This window comes from Variovorax sp. R-27, from assembly GCF_049913215.1.
GTDB lineage: Bacteria > Pseudomonadota > Gammaproteobacteria > Burkholderiales > Burkholderiaceae_C > Variovorax.
Genome location: NZ_CP183984.1, coordinates 3,479,561 through 3,493,611, shown reverse-complemented (window position 1 = coordinate 3,493,611; position 14,051 = coordinate 3,479,561). Strand labels below are relative to the sequence as shown.

13 protein-coding genes are annotated in these 14,051 nt (G+C 66.4%); 11 read left to right on the top strand and 2 right to left on the bottom strand.

The annotated features are described in order from the left end of the window. Positions 1-5: 5 nt before the first annotated feature. Positions 6-977 carry a Bug family tripartite tricarboxylate transporter substrate binding protein gene (locus tag ACN9MV_RS16270; RefSeq protein WP_426393128.1) on the bottom strand — a complete coding sequence of 324 codons (972 nt, stop codon included), beginning with the start codon at positions 975-977 and terminating at the stop codon, positions 6-8. Positions 978-1,140: 163 nt separating this feature from the next. On the opposite strand from ACN9MV_RS16270, the gene ACN9MV_RS16265 reads away from it, so the two are divergent. The 3 genes from ACN9MV_RS16265 to ACN9MV_RS16255 all read left to right on the top strand — a co-directional run bounded on the left by ACN9MV_RS16265 (position 1,141) and on the right by ACN9MV_RS16255 (position 4,505). Next, on the top strand, positions 1,141-2,037 hold the full coding sequence (locus ACN9MV_RS16265) for a LysR substrate-binding domain-containing protein (protein ID WP_426393127.1): 897 nt from the start codon (positions 1,141-1,143) through the stop codon (positions 2,035-2,037). 81 nt (positions 2,038-2,118) lie between these two features. Further along, positions 2,119-3,792 (top strand): AAA family ATPase, encoded by a 1,674-nt coding sequence (locus tag ACN9MV_RS16260; protein ID WP_426393126.1) that lies wholly within the window; start codon positions 2,119-2,121, stop codon positions 3,790-3,792. Next, complete coding sequence (locus ACN9MV_RS16255; protein WP_426393125.1) at positions 3,789-4,505, top strand: alpha/beta hydrolase; 717 nt, start codon at positions 3,789-3,791, stop codon at positions 4,503-4,505. Before ACN9MV_RS16260 ends, ACN9MV_RS16255 begins: the two co-directional genes overlap by 4 nt. A gap of 28 nt (positions 4,506-4,533) precedes the next feature. Here the strand turns inward: ACN9MV_RS16255 and ACN9MV_RS16250 are convergent, their stop codons facing one another. After that, positions 4,534-5,097, bottom strand: a complete 564-nt coding sequence (locus ACN9MV_RS16250) for a hypothetical protein (protein ID WP_426393124.1) — start codon at positions 5,095-5,097, stop codon at positions 4,534-4,536. Between the two features lie 175 nt (positions 5,098-5,272). Here ACN9MV_RS16250 and ACN9MV_RS16245 point away from each other — a divergent pair, with 175 nt between their 5' ends. From ACN9MV_RS16245 to ACN9MV_RS16210, 8 genes are all read left to right on the top strand, one after another. Continuing rightward, positions 5,273-5,677 (top strand): type IV pilin protein, encoded by a 405-nt coding sequence (locus ACN9MV_RS16245; protein ID WP_426393123.1) that lies wholly within the window; start codon positions 5,273-5,275, stop codon positions 5,675-5,677. Further along, entirely contained in the window at positions 5,671-6,231 is a 561-nt protein-coding gene (locus ACN9MV_RS16240) for a type IV pilus modification PilV family protein (protein WP_093173658.1), read from the top strand. The genes ACN9MV_RS16245 and ACN9MV_RS16240 overlap by 7 nt, the downstream gene beginning before the upstream one ends. Next, positions 6,228-7,355, top strand: a complete 1,128-nt coding sequence (locus ACN9MV_RS16235; protein ID WP_426393122.1) for a PilW family protein — start codon at positions 6,228-6,230, stop codon at positions 7,353-7,355. The genes ACN9MV_RS16240 and ACN9MV_RS16235 overlap by 4 nt, the downstream gene beginning before the upstream one ends. Next, positions 7,352-7,924 carry a hypothetical protein gene (locus tag ACN9MV_RS16230; protein ID WP_093058386.1) on the top strand — a complete coding sequence of 191 codons (573 nt, stop codon included), beginning with the start codon at positions 7,352-7,354 and terminating at the stop codon, positions 7,922-7,924. The genes ACN9MV_RS16235 and ACN9MV_RS16230 overlap by 4 nt, the downstream gene beginning before the upstream one ends. Continuing rightward, on the top strand, positions 7,921-11,010 hold the full coding sequence (locus ACN9MV_RS16225; protein WP_426393121.1) for a pilus assembly protein: 3,090 nt from the start codon (positions 7,921-7,923) through the stop codon (positions 11,008-11,010). Before ACN9MV_RS16230 ends, ACN9MV_RS16225 begins: the two co-directional genes overlap by 4 nt. Before the next feature lie 8 nt (positions 11,011-11,018). Then, complete coding sequence (locus tag ACN9MV_RS16220) at positions 11,019-11,537, top strand: GspH/FimT family pseudopilin (protein ID WP_426393120.1); 519 nt, start codon at positions 11,019-11,021, stop codon at positions 11,535-11,537. Positions 11,538-11,667: 130 nt separating this feature from the next. Next, a complete protein-coding gene (locus ACN9MV_RS16215) occupies positions 11,668-12,501 on the top strand; it encodes a DUF6502 family protein (RefSeq protein WP_093173662.1) in 834 nt (277 codons plus the stop codon). Positions 12,502-12,506: 5 nt separating this feature from the next. Beyond that, positions 12,507-13,859 carry a DUF5666 domain-containing protein gene (locus ACN9MV_RS16210; protein WP_426393119.1) on the top strand — a complete coding sequence of 451 codons (1,353 nt, stop codon included), beginning with the start codon at positions 12,507-12,509 and terminating at the stop codon, positions 13,857-13,859. Positions 13,860-14,051: the final 192 nt, after the last annotated feature.

The window sequence follows — 14,051 nt, the reverse complement described above, 5'->3', positions numbered from 1 at the left end:
GGCCTTCAATCGATCTTCGCGCCCGAGTCCTTGATGATCTTGGCCCACTTGAGCGTCTCGCGGCGCGACAACTCGAGGAACTGCTCCGACGTGGCGAAATCGGTCTCGGCGCCCAGCAGCCTGAAGCGCTCGCGCAATGCCGGGTTGGCCAGCGCGGTGCGGATCTCGGCATTGAGGCGCGCCACCACGTCCTTGGGCATGCGGGCCGGCCCGATGATGCCGCCCCAGGCTTCCACCTCGAAGCCCGGCACGCCGGCCTCGGCGATGGTGGGAATGTTCGGATAGGTGGGCGAGCGCTGGCGCGACGAGATCCCCAGCGCCCTCACCTTGCCCGCCTGGGCCTGCGGGCCGGACACCGGCGTGTTGACCATCATGAGCTGCACGCCACCGCCGATCAGGTCGGTGATTGCGGCCGTCGCAGCCTTGTAGGGCACGTGCAGCATGTCGGTGCCGGTCATGGCCTTGAAGAGCTCGACGCCCAGGTGCGCGGTGGTGCCGTTGCCGTCGGACGCGAAGGCCAGCTTGCCGGGGTTCTTCTTTGCGTAGGCAACGAGCTCGGGCACGGTCTTGACCGGCAGGTCGTTGTTGACGATCAGCAGGTTGGACAGGCGCAGCGTGTTGGCGACCAGCGTCAGGTCTTTCTCGACGTCGTACGGCACGCTGGGCAGCAGCGACCGGTTGGTGGCCAGCGAGACGATGTTGCCGTAGGCCAGCGTGTAGCCGTCGGGCGCGGAATGCACCAGGTCCATGGTGCCGATCGTGTAGGAGCCGCCGGGCTTGTTGTCGACCACGATGGGCACGCCCATCTGCTGCGACAACTGAGCGCCCAGCGCGCGCATCAACGCGTCGGGTGCGCCGCCCGGGGCCGAGGGCACGATCAGGCGGATCGGCTTGTCGGGATAGGCCGCGAGGCCCGGCATCGAAACCGCCGACAGCGCGGCGAGGACGAGAGTACACAGCAAGGCACGCAGACGCATGGCAGAGAACTCCGGCAATGAAGGATCGGTGAGCGGATGATCTGCCCGCGAACGGGGTTGGACAAGCCATGTTTCCTGGGTTTAGCATGAGCTTTTCTCATGCACGAGGCCGGTGCGTATAGCCAGCTCCATCGGTTGCATGCACCAGACTTGCTCTTTTCTCATGAACCATCACGTTCGCGCTCCCTCGACGATGTCCCTGATGTGCCTGGAGGCCAGCGCGCGGCTGCGCTCCTTCACTGCTGCCGCGCAGGAGCTCCGCCTCACGCAAGGCGCTGTGAGCCGGCAGGTGCAGACTTTGGAAGACCGGCTCGGCGTAAAGCTCTTCACGCGCCGGCGCGAGGCCCTGGCCCTGACGGACGCGGGCCGCTACTACCTGAGCGAAGTCGGGCCGCTGCTGCAGCGGCTGGAGCGCGCCACCGCCAATGTGATGGCGCTCAAGGGCCGGGGTGGCGAGCTTTCGCTGTCGGTTGGCGCTTCGGTCGGCAGCTACTGGCTGATTCCGCGCCTGCCCGGGTTCACGCGCGACCATGGCGAGATCACGCTCAACCTGGGCACGCGCGTGGGGCCGGTGGACTTCAGCGCCACGCCGGTCGATGCGTCGCTGGAATTCGGCGACGGCCAGCGGCCGGGCCTGCGCAGCGAGTTCGTGCTGCCGCTGGACCTCTCGCCCTACGCGGCGCCGGCCTGGATCGCCGAGCACGGCAAGGCGGTCGATGCGAACACGCCGCGCTCGGCGCTGATCCACCACCAGACCCTGCCCGGCGCGTGGGACGAATGGTTCGCACGCGAAGGCATCGTGGGCGAGGCAGGACGCGAAGGGCCGCGCTACGACATCATGTCGATGGCCCTCAACGCCTCGCTGGCCGGCATGGGCGTGGCGCTGCTGCCGCCCTACATGAGCGACGAGTCGGTGGCGTCGGGGCGCCTGCGGCGGCTGTCGCGCCGCAAATGGCGCTATGCCAAGGGCTACTACCTCGTGTATCCGGAAGAGTCGGCGCAGATGCAGTCGCTGCAGGTCTTCAGGCAATGGCTGCTGGCGCAGGTGAACGACTCCTAGCGTCCTGCCGCCGGTCTTGACCCAGGTCAAGCGCCAGGCCCTACCTCGTGGCTAGCATCGAAGGCGACACGAGGAGACACCGTGGAACTCGAGATACCGGAGATGCTGGCCGCTGCGCTGCAGGGTCAGGTCGGCGCGCAAACGCCGCTTGGCCTTCAACTGGGTGGGCTTGGCGCCGGCAGCGGTGTGCGCGTCGTGTCCAGTTGCCATTTCGACGGCCACTCGCTCAACCTGCTCTTCCAGCTGGGCCTGGCTGCCGGCTCACGCGACCTGGTGTTCCAGCTGCTCGCGCTGGACAACCTCAACGGCGAACCGCCCGCTAAGCCCATCTCCAGCCTGGAGTCGATGGTCCCGGCGTTGACCGAGTGGCTCTCGCGTGACCTGATCGATGGCTGGCTCTACCAGCGCGGCAAGGACGGCGTACTGCTGCCCTGGCTGGTCCATGCAGTGCGCCTTGTGCAACCGGCGGACAACGAGGCTTACGTGCTGGTGGGCCTGCTGGCCAACACGCTGCAGGCCGCTGGCCGCGAGCCGCCCTCTGAACCGCGCTTGCGTTTCGCGGGCATGACCTGGGGCCTGAGCTTCTACGCGGAAGACCTGCCCGGCCGCACGCTGGCCGGCCTCTTCGCCGACCACGGCTTCCACAAGGAGTGCGCCGAGTTCAAGCGCGAGTACGACAAGCAGGTGGCGTGCTTCACGAAGCTGCAGCCGCAGTTCGGTGCCCAGTTCACCATCGACGGCAGCGCCTGGACGGCCGGCGAAGGCCCTCGGGCAGGCATGGCGTGCCACCGGCTGCCCGAAGGCGCGGTGGCTCGCTGCGTGAACGACGAGGAACTGCTGCAGCGCCGCTTCGACCTGGCCGCCGATCCGCATTACTGGCGCGAGAGTGGTGTCGACAGCGGCTTCGACCGCATTCCCCAGCACTGCTACTTGCACCTGTTCCACCTCGACTGGCATCGCAACATCTGGGTGCATGCGCAGCACGTGCAGGAATACAAGTACCAGCCCGGCTTGCGCGAGCGGCTGGTGCTGCCGCAGGCGCACCGCGACCTGATCGACATCCTCACGGCCGACCGCTGCTTCCTCGTGGAAGACGTGGTGCCGGGCAAGTCAGGCGGCACCACCATCCTGTGCAAGGGTGCGCCGGGCCTGGGCAAGACCCTTACCGCCGAGGTCTATGCGGAAGTGGTCGGCAAGCCGCTGTACCGCGTGCATTCGGGCCAGCTCGGCGTGACGGCCGACTCGGTGGAGGCCAGCCTGACGAAGATCCTTCAGCGCGCCGCGCGCTGGGACTGCGTGCTGCTGCTGGACGAGGCCGACGTGTACATCCGACGACGCGACAACGACCTGCAGCACAACGCCATCGTGGCTGAGTTCCTGCGCACGCTGGAGTATTTCAGCGGCCTGCTGTTCATGACCACCAACCGGGTCGGCGATATCGACGAGGCCATCCTGTCGCGCTGCATCGCGGTGATCGACTACCAGCCGCCAGGACCCGACGACGCGCGCCGGCTCTGGTCCACGCTGTCGACCCAGCTGGGCGTGGAGCTTCCGGGCGCGGTGATCGACAGGCTGGTGGTCGAATATGCCGGCGCCAGCGGCCGCGACATCAAGGAACTGCTCAAGCTCACCAGCAAGTACTGCCGCCGCAAGGAGCTGCCGCTGTCGACGCAGTCTTTCGCGCAGTGCGCGGTGTTTCGCGGCATTGCCTGCGCCTCGTCGCAGATGTCGTCGCAGGTGGGAGCGATCGAATGATCGACGCCAGCCTGCTGGGCGGCGCGCTGACCGGCCGCATGAGCTTCCGCCCGGGCGCTGCGCCCGTGGCCGCCCCGCTGCCACCCGGGCGCCACGGCCTCTCGTTCGCCGAAGGGCGCGAAGCGGTGCTGGTGGTACCCGAGGGGCTGCCCACCAATGCACCGATGCCGCTGCTGGTGATGTTCCACGGCGCGGGCGGCGAGGCCAACCGGGTGCTGCCGCATCTCGTGTCCCATGCGCGTGCGCGGCGCTTTCTTCTGCTGGCCCCGCAGTCGATGTACCCGACGTGGGACATCGTGGTCGGCGGACATGGCCCCGATCTGGAACGGCTCGATGGCACGTTGTCGACGGTAGCCGCACATTTCCGCATCGACCCCGAGCGCCTGGCGTTCGCCGGTTTTTCCGATGGCGGTAGCTACGCCTTGTCGCTCGGCCTGACCAATGGCGACGTGGCCAGCCACGTGATCGGGCTGTCGGCGGGCTTCATGAACACGTTCACGCAGACGGGGAAGCCGCGCGTGTTCCTGGCGCACGGGCGCTCGGACAGCCAGTTGCCGATCGAGACCAGCGCCCACCCGCATGCGCGACGGCTGCTGGAGAGCGGGCACGACCTGACGCTGCAGCCCTTCGACGGCGATCACGTCATCGTGCCGTGGGTGGTCGCGCGGGCGGTCGAGTTCTTCCTCGGGCCTCAGGTGGCGACACCAGCCTGAACTAGAGATGCGTCAATGCCTGGCGGCTTCAGCAGAACGGTTCCAGATCCGTGTCGGCTCCGCAAGACGGGCACGTGACTACCAGATTCCGGCCCGGCCGGACTCGCATCCGCTGCTGGCAGCAGTGGCACCGGATCACGATCTTCTCCATGAGCGCTGAATTTGCGGGCTTCAGCGAGTAGACGGAGTACGTGATCTGGTCATCCACGATGAACTCATTGCTGGAAAGGAAGCCGGCAATGAACCCGTTCACGGGGAAAAGAACGCTCGAACCGGGGACTTCCGGCCAGAAGAAGCGAGTCGCAGTTTCCGCGGGCGCACGCACCAGGCGCGCCGCGCCTTTCAGCTGAGTCGGCTCGAATTCCAGATACGCGTCGCATGTCTTCCTGACCGTTCGACAGATTCCGGCCAATGGGTCCGGGATCAGCACGCCTGTTCCGTGCCGTTGAGTGCACAACTTGGTCAAGGTTGCGCCTGGGCCGATGTCCGCTCTGAGGACATGCAGGCCGGCACGCAAGCTTTCGAAATTTCTGGTCGGGTTCGGGTCCATTGCTTCAGTTTGCGCACCTCGCGCGGGAACTGAAAGGGGCATTTGTCCTGTTCTTGGCAGGCCCTCCGGCCTGCTTTGGCCTCGACAAAACACCCCTCGAACCACCTATTGCGACGCGTTGCGTCCATGCCGCGAAAGCTAGAAAAAGGTTTGCGCCAGGACTTAATGTGATAAATTCACATTTATAACAATGTGAAACACTTCTGACGGATCACGGATGAACGAGCCCTCGCACAAGCGCAGAACCGGTGGCTTCACGCTGATCGAACTGATGATCACGGTGGCCATCGTGGCCATCCTGGCGGCTGTCGCGTTACCCAGCTACCAGCAGTACGTCGTCCGATCCAAACGGTCGGCGGCGCAGGCGCAGATGATGGACATTGCCAACCGGCAGCAGCAGTTCCTCCTTGCAAACCGCAGCTACGCCGATAAGACCGCGCTGACGGCCAGCGGCTATGCGCTGCCGGCCGAAGTCAACAGCAACTACAGCTACGACATCGTCCTGTCGACGACCGGCGTCCCCGGTTACACGCTGACCCTGACCCCGATCGGCGGCCAGACCGGCGACGGCGCGCTCACCCTCAACAGCGACGGCGTGAAGACGCCGGCGGAGAAATGGTGAGAAGCGCAGTGAGAAGTGCCCAGCGCGGCGTCAGCCTGCTGGAAGTGCTCGTCACCCTGGTCGTGGTGGCCTTCGGGCTGTTCGGCCTGGTGGGCCTGCAGGCGCGCTTGCAGGCGTCGGAGATGGAGTCGTACCAGCGGTCGCAGGCGCTGATCATGCTGAACGACATGGCCAGCCGTATCGCGATCAATCGCCGGATGGCCTCGAGCTACGTCACCAGCGCCCCGCTGGGCAGCGGCAACACATGTCCCACTGCCACCGGCACCCGCCAGCAGGTGGACAGCGCCGAGTGGTGCAACGCGCTGCAGGGCGCCGCAGAAACCTCGGGCAGCAGCAGGCTCGGCACAGTGATCGGCGGGCGCGGCTGCGTGCAGGACATGGGCAACAACGAATACCTCGTCACCATCGCCTGGCAGGGCCTGGTGCCGATCAGCGCTCCCCCCGCCGGCGTGGCCTGCGGCAAGGACCTGTATGACACCGCTGGCACGCGTTGCGTGAGCGACATGTGCCGCCGAGCGGTCACCACGCTCGTGCGCATCGGAGCCCTTTCATGACCTCGTCGCGCAACCGGCAGCGCGGACTGACGCTGATCGAGCTGATGGTGGCGGTCACCATCATGCTCATCGTGGTGGCGGCCCTGCTCGCGCTGTTCCTGAACGTGAGCAACACCCAGCGCGAAATGGAACGCGTGAACCGCCAGATCGAAAGTGGTCGGCTCAGTGTCTTCGTGCTGGAGAACGAGCTCACCCACGCCGGGTTCTGGGAAAACTACATGCCCCAGTTCGACGACCTGACGGTCAACGGTGTGCCGGAGCACGTGCCGACCGGCGCGCCGCCCGACCCCTGCCTGCCCTACTCCCTGGTCAACTGGACCGACGACTACAAGCGCGAGCTGCTCGACTTGCCTGTGCAGAGCTACGAGACCGTGCCCGCCAGCTGCACCGACCTGCTAAAGAACAAGAAGGCCAACACCGACGTCCTCGTGGTGCGGCACGCCGAGACCTGCCTGCCCGGCGCACCCAACTGCGAGGCGGACATCGCCGGCAACCTGTACTTCCAGTCTTCGTTGTGCGGCACGCAGAAGCCTTCGTCTTTCGACCTGTCCACCGCCGGATTCGGCAACATGCTGAAGAAGGACTGCACGACGCCTTCGCCCAAGCGCAAGCTCGTTGCCGACATCTACTACGTGCGCGACTACGCCGACACCGTGGGTGACGGCGTCCCCACGCTGGCGCGCTCGCGCTTCGACTTCGTGGGCGGCGCCCTGGCGCAGCAGCCCCCGGTACCGCTGATCGAGGGCGTCGAGGGGTTCAGGGTCGAGTTCGGGCTGGACACGATCGGCAAGACCAGCGCCGCCGTGAACTACGCCGCGGCCATCGACTGGGCCGATCCGGCGGTCAGGCTGACTCCCGCCAACCGCGGCGACGGCAGCCCCGACGGCAGCTTCGTGCACTGCAGCGTCGCCGCGCCCTGCACTGCCGATCAGCTGGTGAACGTGGTGGCGGTCAAGCTCCACGTGCTCGCGCGCAGCACCGAGGTTTCGCCGGGCCACACCGACACGCGCACCTACAACCTGGGCTCCGCCACCCTGGGCCCGTTCAACGATCACTACAAGCGCCACGCGTTTTCCACCACCGTGCGCCTGACCAACGTGACCGGGCGGAGGGAGACGCCATGACTCATACACCGGCCATGCGCCGCCAGCAGGGTGCTGCGCTGCTCATCGGGATGATCATGCTGCTGCTGATCACCCTCACGGTCACCGCGGCGTTCAATCTCAGCAGCTCCAATCTCAAATCGGTAGGCAACCTGCAGACTCGCAACGAAGCCGTTGCCGCGGCCAACCGCGCCATCGAGGAAGTTGCCAGCAGCCTGCTGGCGCCGGATTCCGACGGCACCCCGTCGCTGACGCCGCCCCAGGCCACCGTGAGCCTGGTCGACATCAACAACGACGGCACTACCGACTACACGGTCGTGGTCGCTGCGCCGGTGTGCGTACGTGCAACCAAGGCCGTCGACACGGGCGGTGGCACCGTGACCGGACCGAGCGGCATCACCGGCGGGGCCTCCAGCAGCGGCTCGGGGCTGTCCACTCTGCCCGATCAATACAACTCGGTCTGGGACATCAGCACCACCGTGACCGATGCCACCAGCGGCACCACCACCGCCGTGCGCCAGGGGGTGCGAGCGCTGCTCAACAAGGCGCAGTTCGAAGCGCTGTGCAATACGACCGGGCCGACACCATGATGACAAAGAAACTCTTCGCACCACTGTGCGCCGCCGCCCTGCTTGCCTTGCCGTTGAGCCAGGCGCGAGCCGAGGACATCGACCTTTTCGTGGGCTACAACCAGGCCGCCACCCAGGCGCCCAATGTGCTGTTCGTGCTGGACAACACGGCCAACTGGAATCAGCCGTTCACGGCCGAGATCACCGCGCTGGCGAAAGCCTTCGAAAGCCTGCCGTCCAACAAATTCAAGGTCGGCCTGATGATGTTCACCGAGACCGGTGGCGGCAACTCCAACTCCGATGGAGGCTATGTGCGCGCTGCGGTGCGCACGCTGGACGACGGCACCAAGGTCAAGTACGGCGCGCTCATCCGCAGCCTGGACAAGCTCGACGACAAGTCCAATGGCGGCAAGGCCGGCAAGACCATGGCCGAGGTCTACCGCTATCTGGCCAGCGGCACCCCGATCGCCGGCAACAACAAGCTGAAGGCCGACTACAGCGGCAGCGTCTACGGCACCGCCGCGTCGAAGGCCGTGTACGCGCTGCCGCGCAACGCGCTGAACGCGGTGAACAGCACCACCTACGTGGGCCCCAGCACCGAAAACTGCATTGGCACGTACGTCATCTACATCAGCAACGGCGCCGCGCAGGACAACACCAGCGACAGCCAGGCCTCCACGAGCGCCCTGCTCGCCGCGGGCGGCAGCACCACCCCGATCGTGCTGAGCCCCAGCGGCTCGCAGGACAACACCGCCGATGAATGGGCGCGGTTCCTGCAAAGCAGCATGGGCGTCAATGTCTACACGGTCGAGGCCGCCAAGGCCACCGGCGGCCAGGGCCCTGGCTGGAGTGCACTGCTCAAGAGCATGGCCACCCAGAGCAAGGGGGAGTACTACGACATTTCGTCCGATCCCGACCTTGGCGCTTCGCTGGGTGCGGCGCTCGACGACATCTTCAGCAAGATCCAGTCGGTCAACAGCGTGTTTTCTTCGGTGAGCCTGCCTGTGAGCGTGAACACGCAGGGCACCTACCTGAACCAGGTGTTCGTCGGCATGTTCCGCCCTGACCAGGACGCGCTGCCGCGCTGGAACGGCAACCTCAAGCAATACAAGCTGGGCCTGGACAGCAGCAGCCAGCTCGTCCTGCAGGACGCCGCCGGCGCCAACGCGGTGAACACCCAGACCGGCTTCATAGGGCCCTGTGTGCGCAGCTTCTGGACACCACAGCCGAGTGACACGGACACTTACTGGAGCTTCCGCCCCGCTGGCGACTGCATCGTCAACGGGACGCTCGTCAAACAGGCGGCCGACAGCCCGGACGGTAATGTGGTCGAGAAAGGCGCGCAGGGCTACATGCTGCGCCGCCTCGCGGTGGCCAACCGCAACATGAAGACCTGCGCACCCGGCTCATGCACCGCACTCACCAGCTTCGCCGATGGCAACGGCAGCATCACTCAGGCGGCCCTGGGCGTTGCGAGCGCCACCGACCGCACCAACCTGATCAACTGGGTCCGCGGCGCCGACAACAAGGGCGACGAACGCACCGACGCCAGCGGCAACCCCCTTACCTCCACCAGCATGCGCCCCTCGGTGCACGGCGACGTGGTGCACTCGCGCCCCGTGGCCATCAACTACGGCACCGATGTCGTGCCCCAGGTGGTGGTTTTCTACGGTGGCAACGACGGCGTGCTGCGCGCCGTCAACGGCAATCGCGACACGGCCATCGGTTCGGCGGCGGCGGGCGATGAGCTGTGGTCTTTCGTGCCGCCCGAGTTCTACGGCAGCCTCAAGCGGCTGTACGACAACAGCACGCGCATCAACTTCCCGAACTTGCCGGTCTCCACCGGCAGCCTGGCGCCCAAGCCCTACGGCATGGACGGCGCGGTAGCTGCCTACCGGCAGGGCACCACCACCGCCTGGCTGTTCGCGAGCATGCGCCGCGGCGGCCGGTTGATCTACGCCTTCGATGTGTCCGATCCCGCGGCGCCCACTCTCAAGTGGCGCAAAGGCTGCCCGAACCAGGACAATGACACCGGCTGCGACACCGGCATGGACGGCATCGGCCAGACCTGGTCGGCGCCCAAGATCGTCAAGTCGACCGGCTATGGCGCCGGCAACAGCCCGATGCTGGTGTTCGGCGGCGGCTACGACAAGTGCGAGGACGTCGACACCAACTCGGCCGCCCAGGCTTGCGGCACGGGCACCAAGGGCAACCGCATCTACGTGCTCGATGCGGCCACCGGCGCGCAGCTCAACAGCTTCGTCACCGACCGCGCCGTGGCGGGCGAAGTCACCATCGTCAGCGACAGCCTCGGCCTGGCGCGGATCGCCTACGCGGCCGACCTGGGCGGCAACGTCTACCGGATCACCATCGGCGACGCGACGCCGGGGAGCTGGAGCATGACGAAGATCGCCTCGCTCGGCTGCGATACGGTGAGCACCTGCACGCCGAACCGCAAGTTCATGTTCGGGCCGGACGTGGTCCAGGACAACGGCGTGTACGTGATCCTGCTGGGCTCCGGCGATCGCGAGAAGCCGCTGCGCTACTACAGCGCCGCGCTCAGCGTGGCCAACCGCTTCTACATGCTGGTTGACAAGCCCACCGACACCGCCTGGCTGAGCTCCGAGTCGGATCATTGCAGCAGTACCCCCGTGCTGTGCCATGCCTCCCTGCAGGCCATCACCACCACGGCGACCCCCACGGCCACCGACCTTGCGAGCAAGAAGGGCTGGTATCTGGCCCTGGCCCCGGGCGAGCAGGTTGTGACCGCTTCGGTGACGGCCTACGGCATCACCACCTTCAACACGCACACGCCTACCAACCCAAGCGTGCAGCAGTCGTGCCGCGCCGACCTGGGCACCGCCAACGTCTACAACGTGTCGTATGCCAACGCTGCGCCCCAGGACAGCAACGGGCGCTTCCAGAACGTGGTGGGCGGCGGCCTGGCACCCTCGCCCGTGGTGGGCCGGGTCCAACTGGACGACGGCAGCATTCGCGACGTGGTGATCGGCGCCAGGCCCGACTCCTTCCTGAGCCCCAAGGGCGCCACCCCCAAGTCGGCGTTCAAGCAGCCCAAGGGGCGGGTCTACTGGTTCATCCAGAAATAGGCGGGTCCGTGAATCGCAAAAGCAAGAGCACACGAGGCCGTCATGGCGGCTTCACGCTGATCGAGCTCATGGTCACGCTGACGGTGCTGGTGGTGCTGATCACCATTGCCGTGCCCTCGTTCGACGGCGTACGCCTGTCGACACGGCTGAATTCCTACGCCACGGCACTGGTTGCGGGCGGCCAGCTTGCGCGCAGCGAGGCCATCAAGCGCAATGCTCCCGTCACCCTGTGCGTTTCGGCCGACGGTGCCAGTTGCAGCACTTCGGGCCAATGGGAAACCGGCTGGATCGTGGTGAGCGGCACAAAAGTGCTGCTGCAGCAGCCGGCCGCGGCCGGCGGTTACCAGTTGCGCGACACAGGAGGGGCGAGCGCCCTCACCTTCCAGGCCACCGGCGTCGGCGCCAGCCCGGCCAGCATCACGATCTGCCGGGCCTCGCCCAGCGCCGGCCAGACCCGCCTGGTCAACATCAGCGCCACGGGCCGGACCAGCGTCAAGCGTGTGGCCGATGGAACCTGCGCCGGGTAAAGGCGAACTGCAAACAGTGGTCCAAAGCTTTCACATGTGACTATTGCACATGACAATAGCGGGCAATGATCGGCGGCTGCTGCCGCTGATCCTCTTTTGAACCGCACCTTCAGGAATAACGCTCGCCTCCATGGAACATCGGCTGGACTGGGCCCTCGCCGCCTGCGCTCGCATTCTTCGACCAGTGGTAAGGCTCGCCCTCGCGATGGGGGTCAAGCACCCCCACCTCGAGGAATTGCTGCGCGACCTGTTGCTCGAAGAGGCCCAGCGAAGCTGGCGCAACCAGGGCGTGCCCAAGCCCAATCTGAGCCAGTTGTCCATCACGACCGGCCTGAACCGCAAGGCGGTGACCGCCAAGGTCCGCTCCACCGTCGACCCCCTGCCCCACACCGAGCTGTCGGCAGCAGCCAAGACTTTCACGTTGTGGTTGCAGATGCTTACTCAGGATGACACTTTCAGGCGCCTGCCCATCACGGCAGGCAATGCCGCGCCTTCTTTCGAGGCCGTGGCGCGAATGAGCAGCCGCGGCGACGTGCACCATCGCACCATCCTCGACGAGCTGGTGCGCCTGCAAATGGTGACCGAGAGCGAAGGCGTGGTCGAACTCACGGCCGACGGCTTCGTGCCGGTGCAGGATCTCCAGTCCATGCTCGCCTTCCTGGGCGACAACGGCCGTGACCACCTGCTGGCTGCCGTCTCCAACACCCTGGGCGAGGAGCCCAGAATGCTCGAGCGGGCGGTGTACGCGCGCGGGCTCACGTTGCAGGAATGCGAGCAGATCCAGCGCCTCGTCCGGGAACGCTGGGCAGCCCTGCACCACGAGCTGACGCAGGAAATGACACAGGCAGTCGACCGCGCTCCTGCCGGAGCAAAGGGGCGTATCAGGGTCGGCATCTACACCTATTACGAAGACGAGAGCGCGCCTGTGCCGCCCCGCCCCTCTGAAAGCGAGCCCAAGCCATGAACACGATGAAGACACCCCGCCGGCTCATGCTCGGCCTTTTGTCCGTCGGCCTCATGGCCCTGCTGCTGTCCTGCGGCGGGGGTGGAGGTAGCGGCAGTGGCTCCGTGGGCGGCCTGGGCGTCGGCACGGGTGGCGCCACGCAGACAGACACCGGAGGGGATACCTCTACAGGAGCGGGGACAGGAACTGGAACTGGCACAGGTTCCACGGGCTCGGGCGGTGCGGGCGGCGATACGACCGCCGGCAACAGCAACACCGACGGCTCCGGCGTAGGTTCGGGCGGCACCGGCGTGACCGCCGACGCCGCCGGCATCGGTGCTGCGGACGGCCTGGGCAGCATCATCCTCAACGGGCTGCGCTACGACACCGACAGCGCCACCTTCACCATTGAAGACGCCACCGAGCTGCAGATTGGCATGAGCGCGCGCGTCGCCGGCAAGGTCGACGCCAACTTCACCAGCGGCGTCGCCACCCAGGTCCAGTCGGCTGCCGAACTGCGCGGCGCGGCCTCGGGCATCGACACCTCGGCCGGCAGCTTCGTCGTGATGGGCACCGTCGTGAGCATCGACTCGGCCACCGTCTGGGCCGACGCGAACGGACTGGCGGACATCAGCCTGAACAGCATCGTCCAGGTGTGGGGCCTGCCAAGCGCACCGGGCGCCCTGCGCGCCACGCGCATCCAGATCACCCCCACGCTGACCGATCCGCTGGTCACAGGGACCGTGCAGAACCTGGATACCGTGCGCAAGACCTTCACGCTCGGCCAGCTCACGATCAACTTCAGCTCGGCTGCCTTCACGGGCATGAACGCATCGTCGCTCGCCAACGGCATCATCGTTCGCGCCCGTGGCACTGTCGCGCCGATCGCGGGCGTGCTCACGGCCACGACAGTGCAGGGCTGGTATGCCATCCCAGTGAGCGACGGCATCGCTGTGCAGCTGGCGGGCGTCATCACCGACTTCGCCTCGCGCGGCTCGTTCAAGGTGCTGGGCACGCCGGTCGACGCGACCAATGCGCAGATCACGGGCGGCCCTGTGGGATCGCTCGGCAACGGCGTGAAAGTCGAGGTCGACGGCTTCATGTCGGGCGGTGTGCTGGTGGTGAAGAAGCTGCGCATCCGCAACGTTCCGGGCACGGGCGGCCCGGCATCGTTCACGCTGATCGGCGCCATCGGCGCGTACCAGTCGCCTGCCAGTTTCAAGGTCCGCGGTCAGCCCGTGGACGCCAGCGGCAGCGGCGTCATCTTCGAGAACGGCACCGCAGCGAACCTGGGCAACGGCCAGCGGGTGACCGTTGTCGGAGACCGGGTGGTCGACGGCGTGCTGATCGCACAGCGGGTGACATTCACCACGCCTTGAGGCTGCCAGGGGCGCCCGCATTGCCTGGGCGCCCTCTTCTTTCGCAATCCACAGCAGATTTCATCCACGGCCTCATGGTCGTGGAGTGCCTCCTATCGACAAGGCCGGGCGGTTGATGTAAAACAAAATAACTAAAGTGAAAAAATCACATTTAAACCCGAACGACCCTCGGACCTAGTGACGAACCGCTCG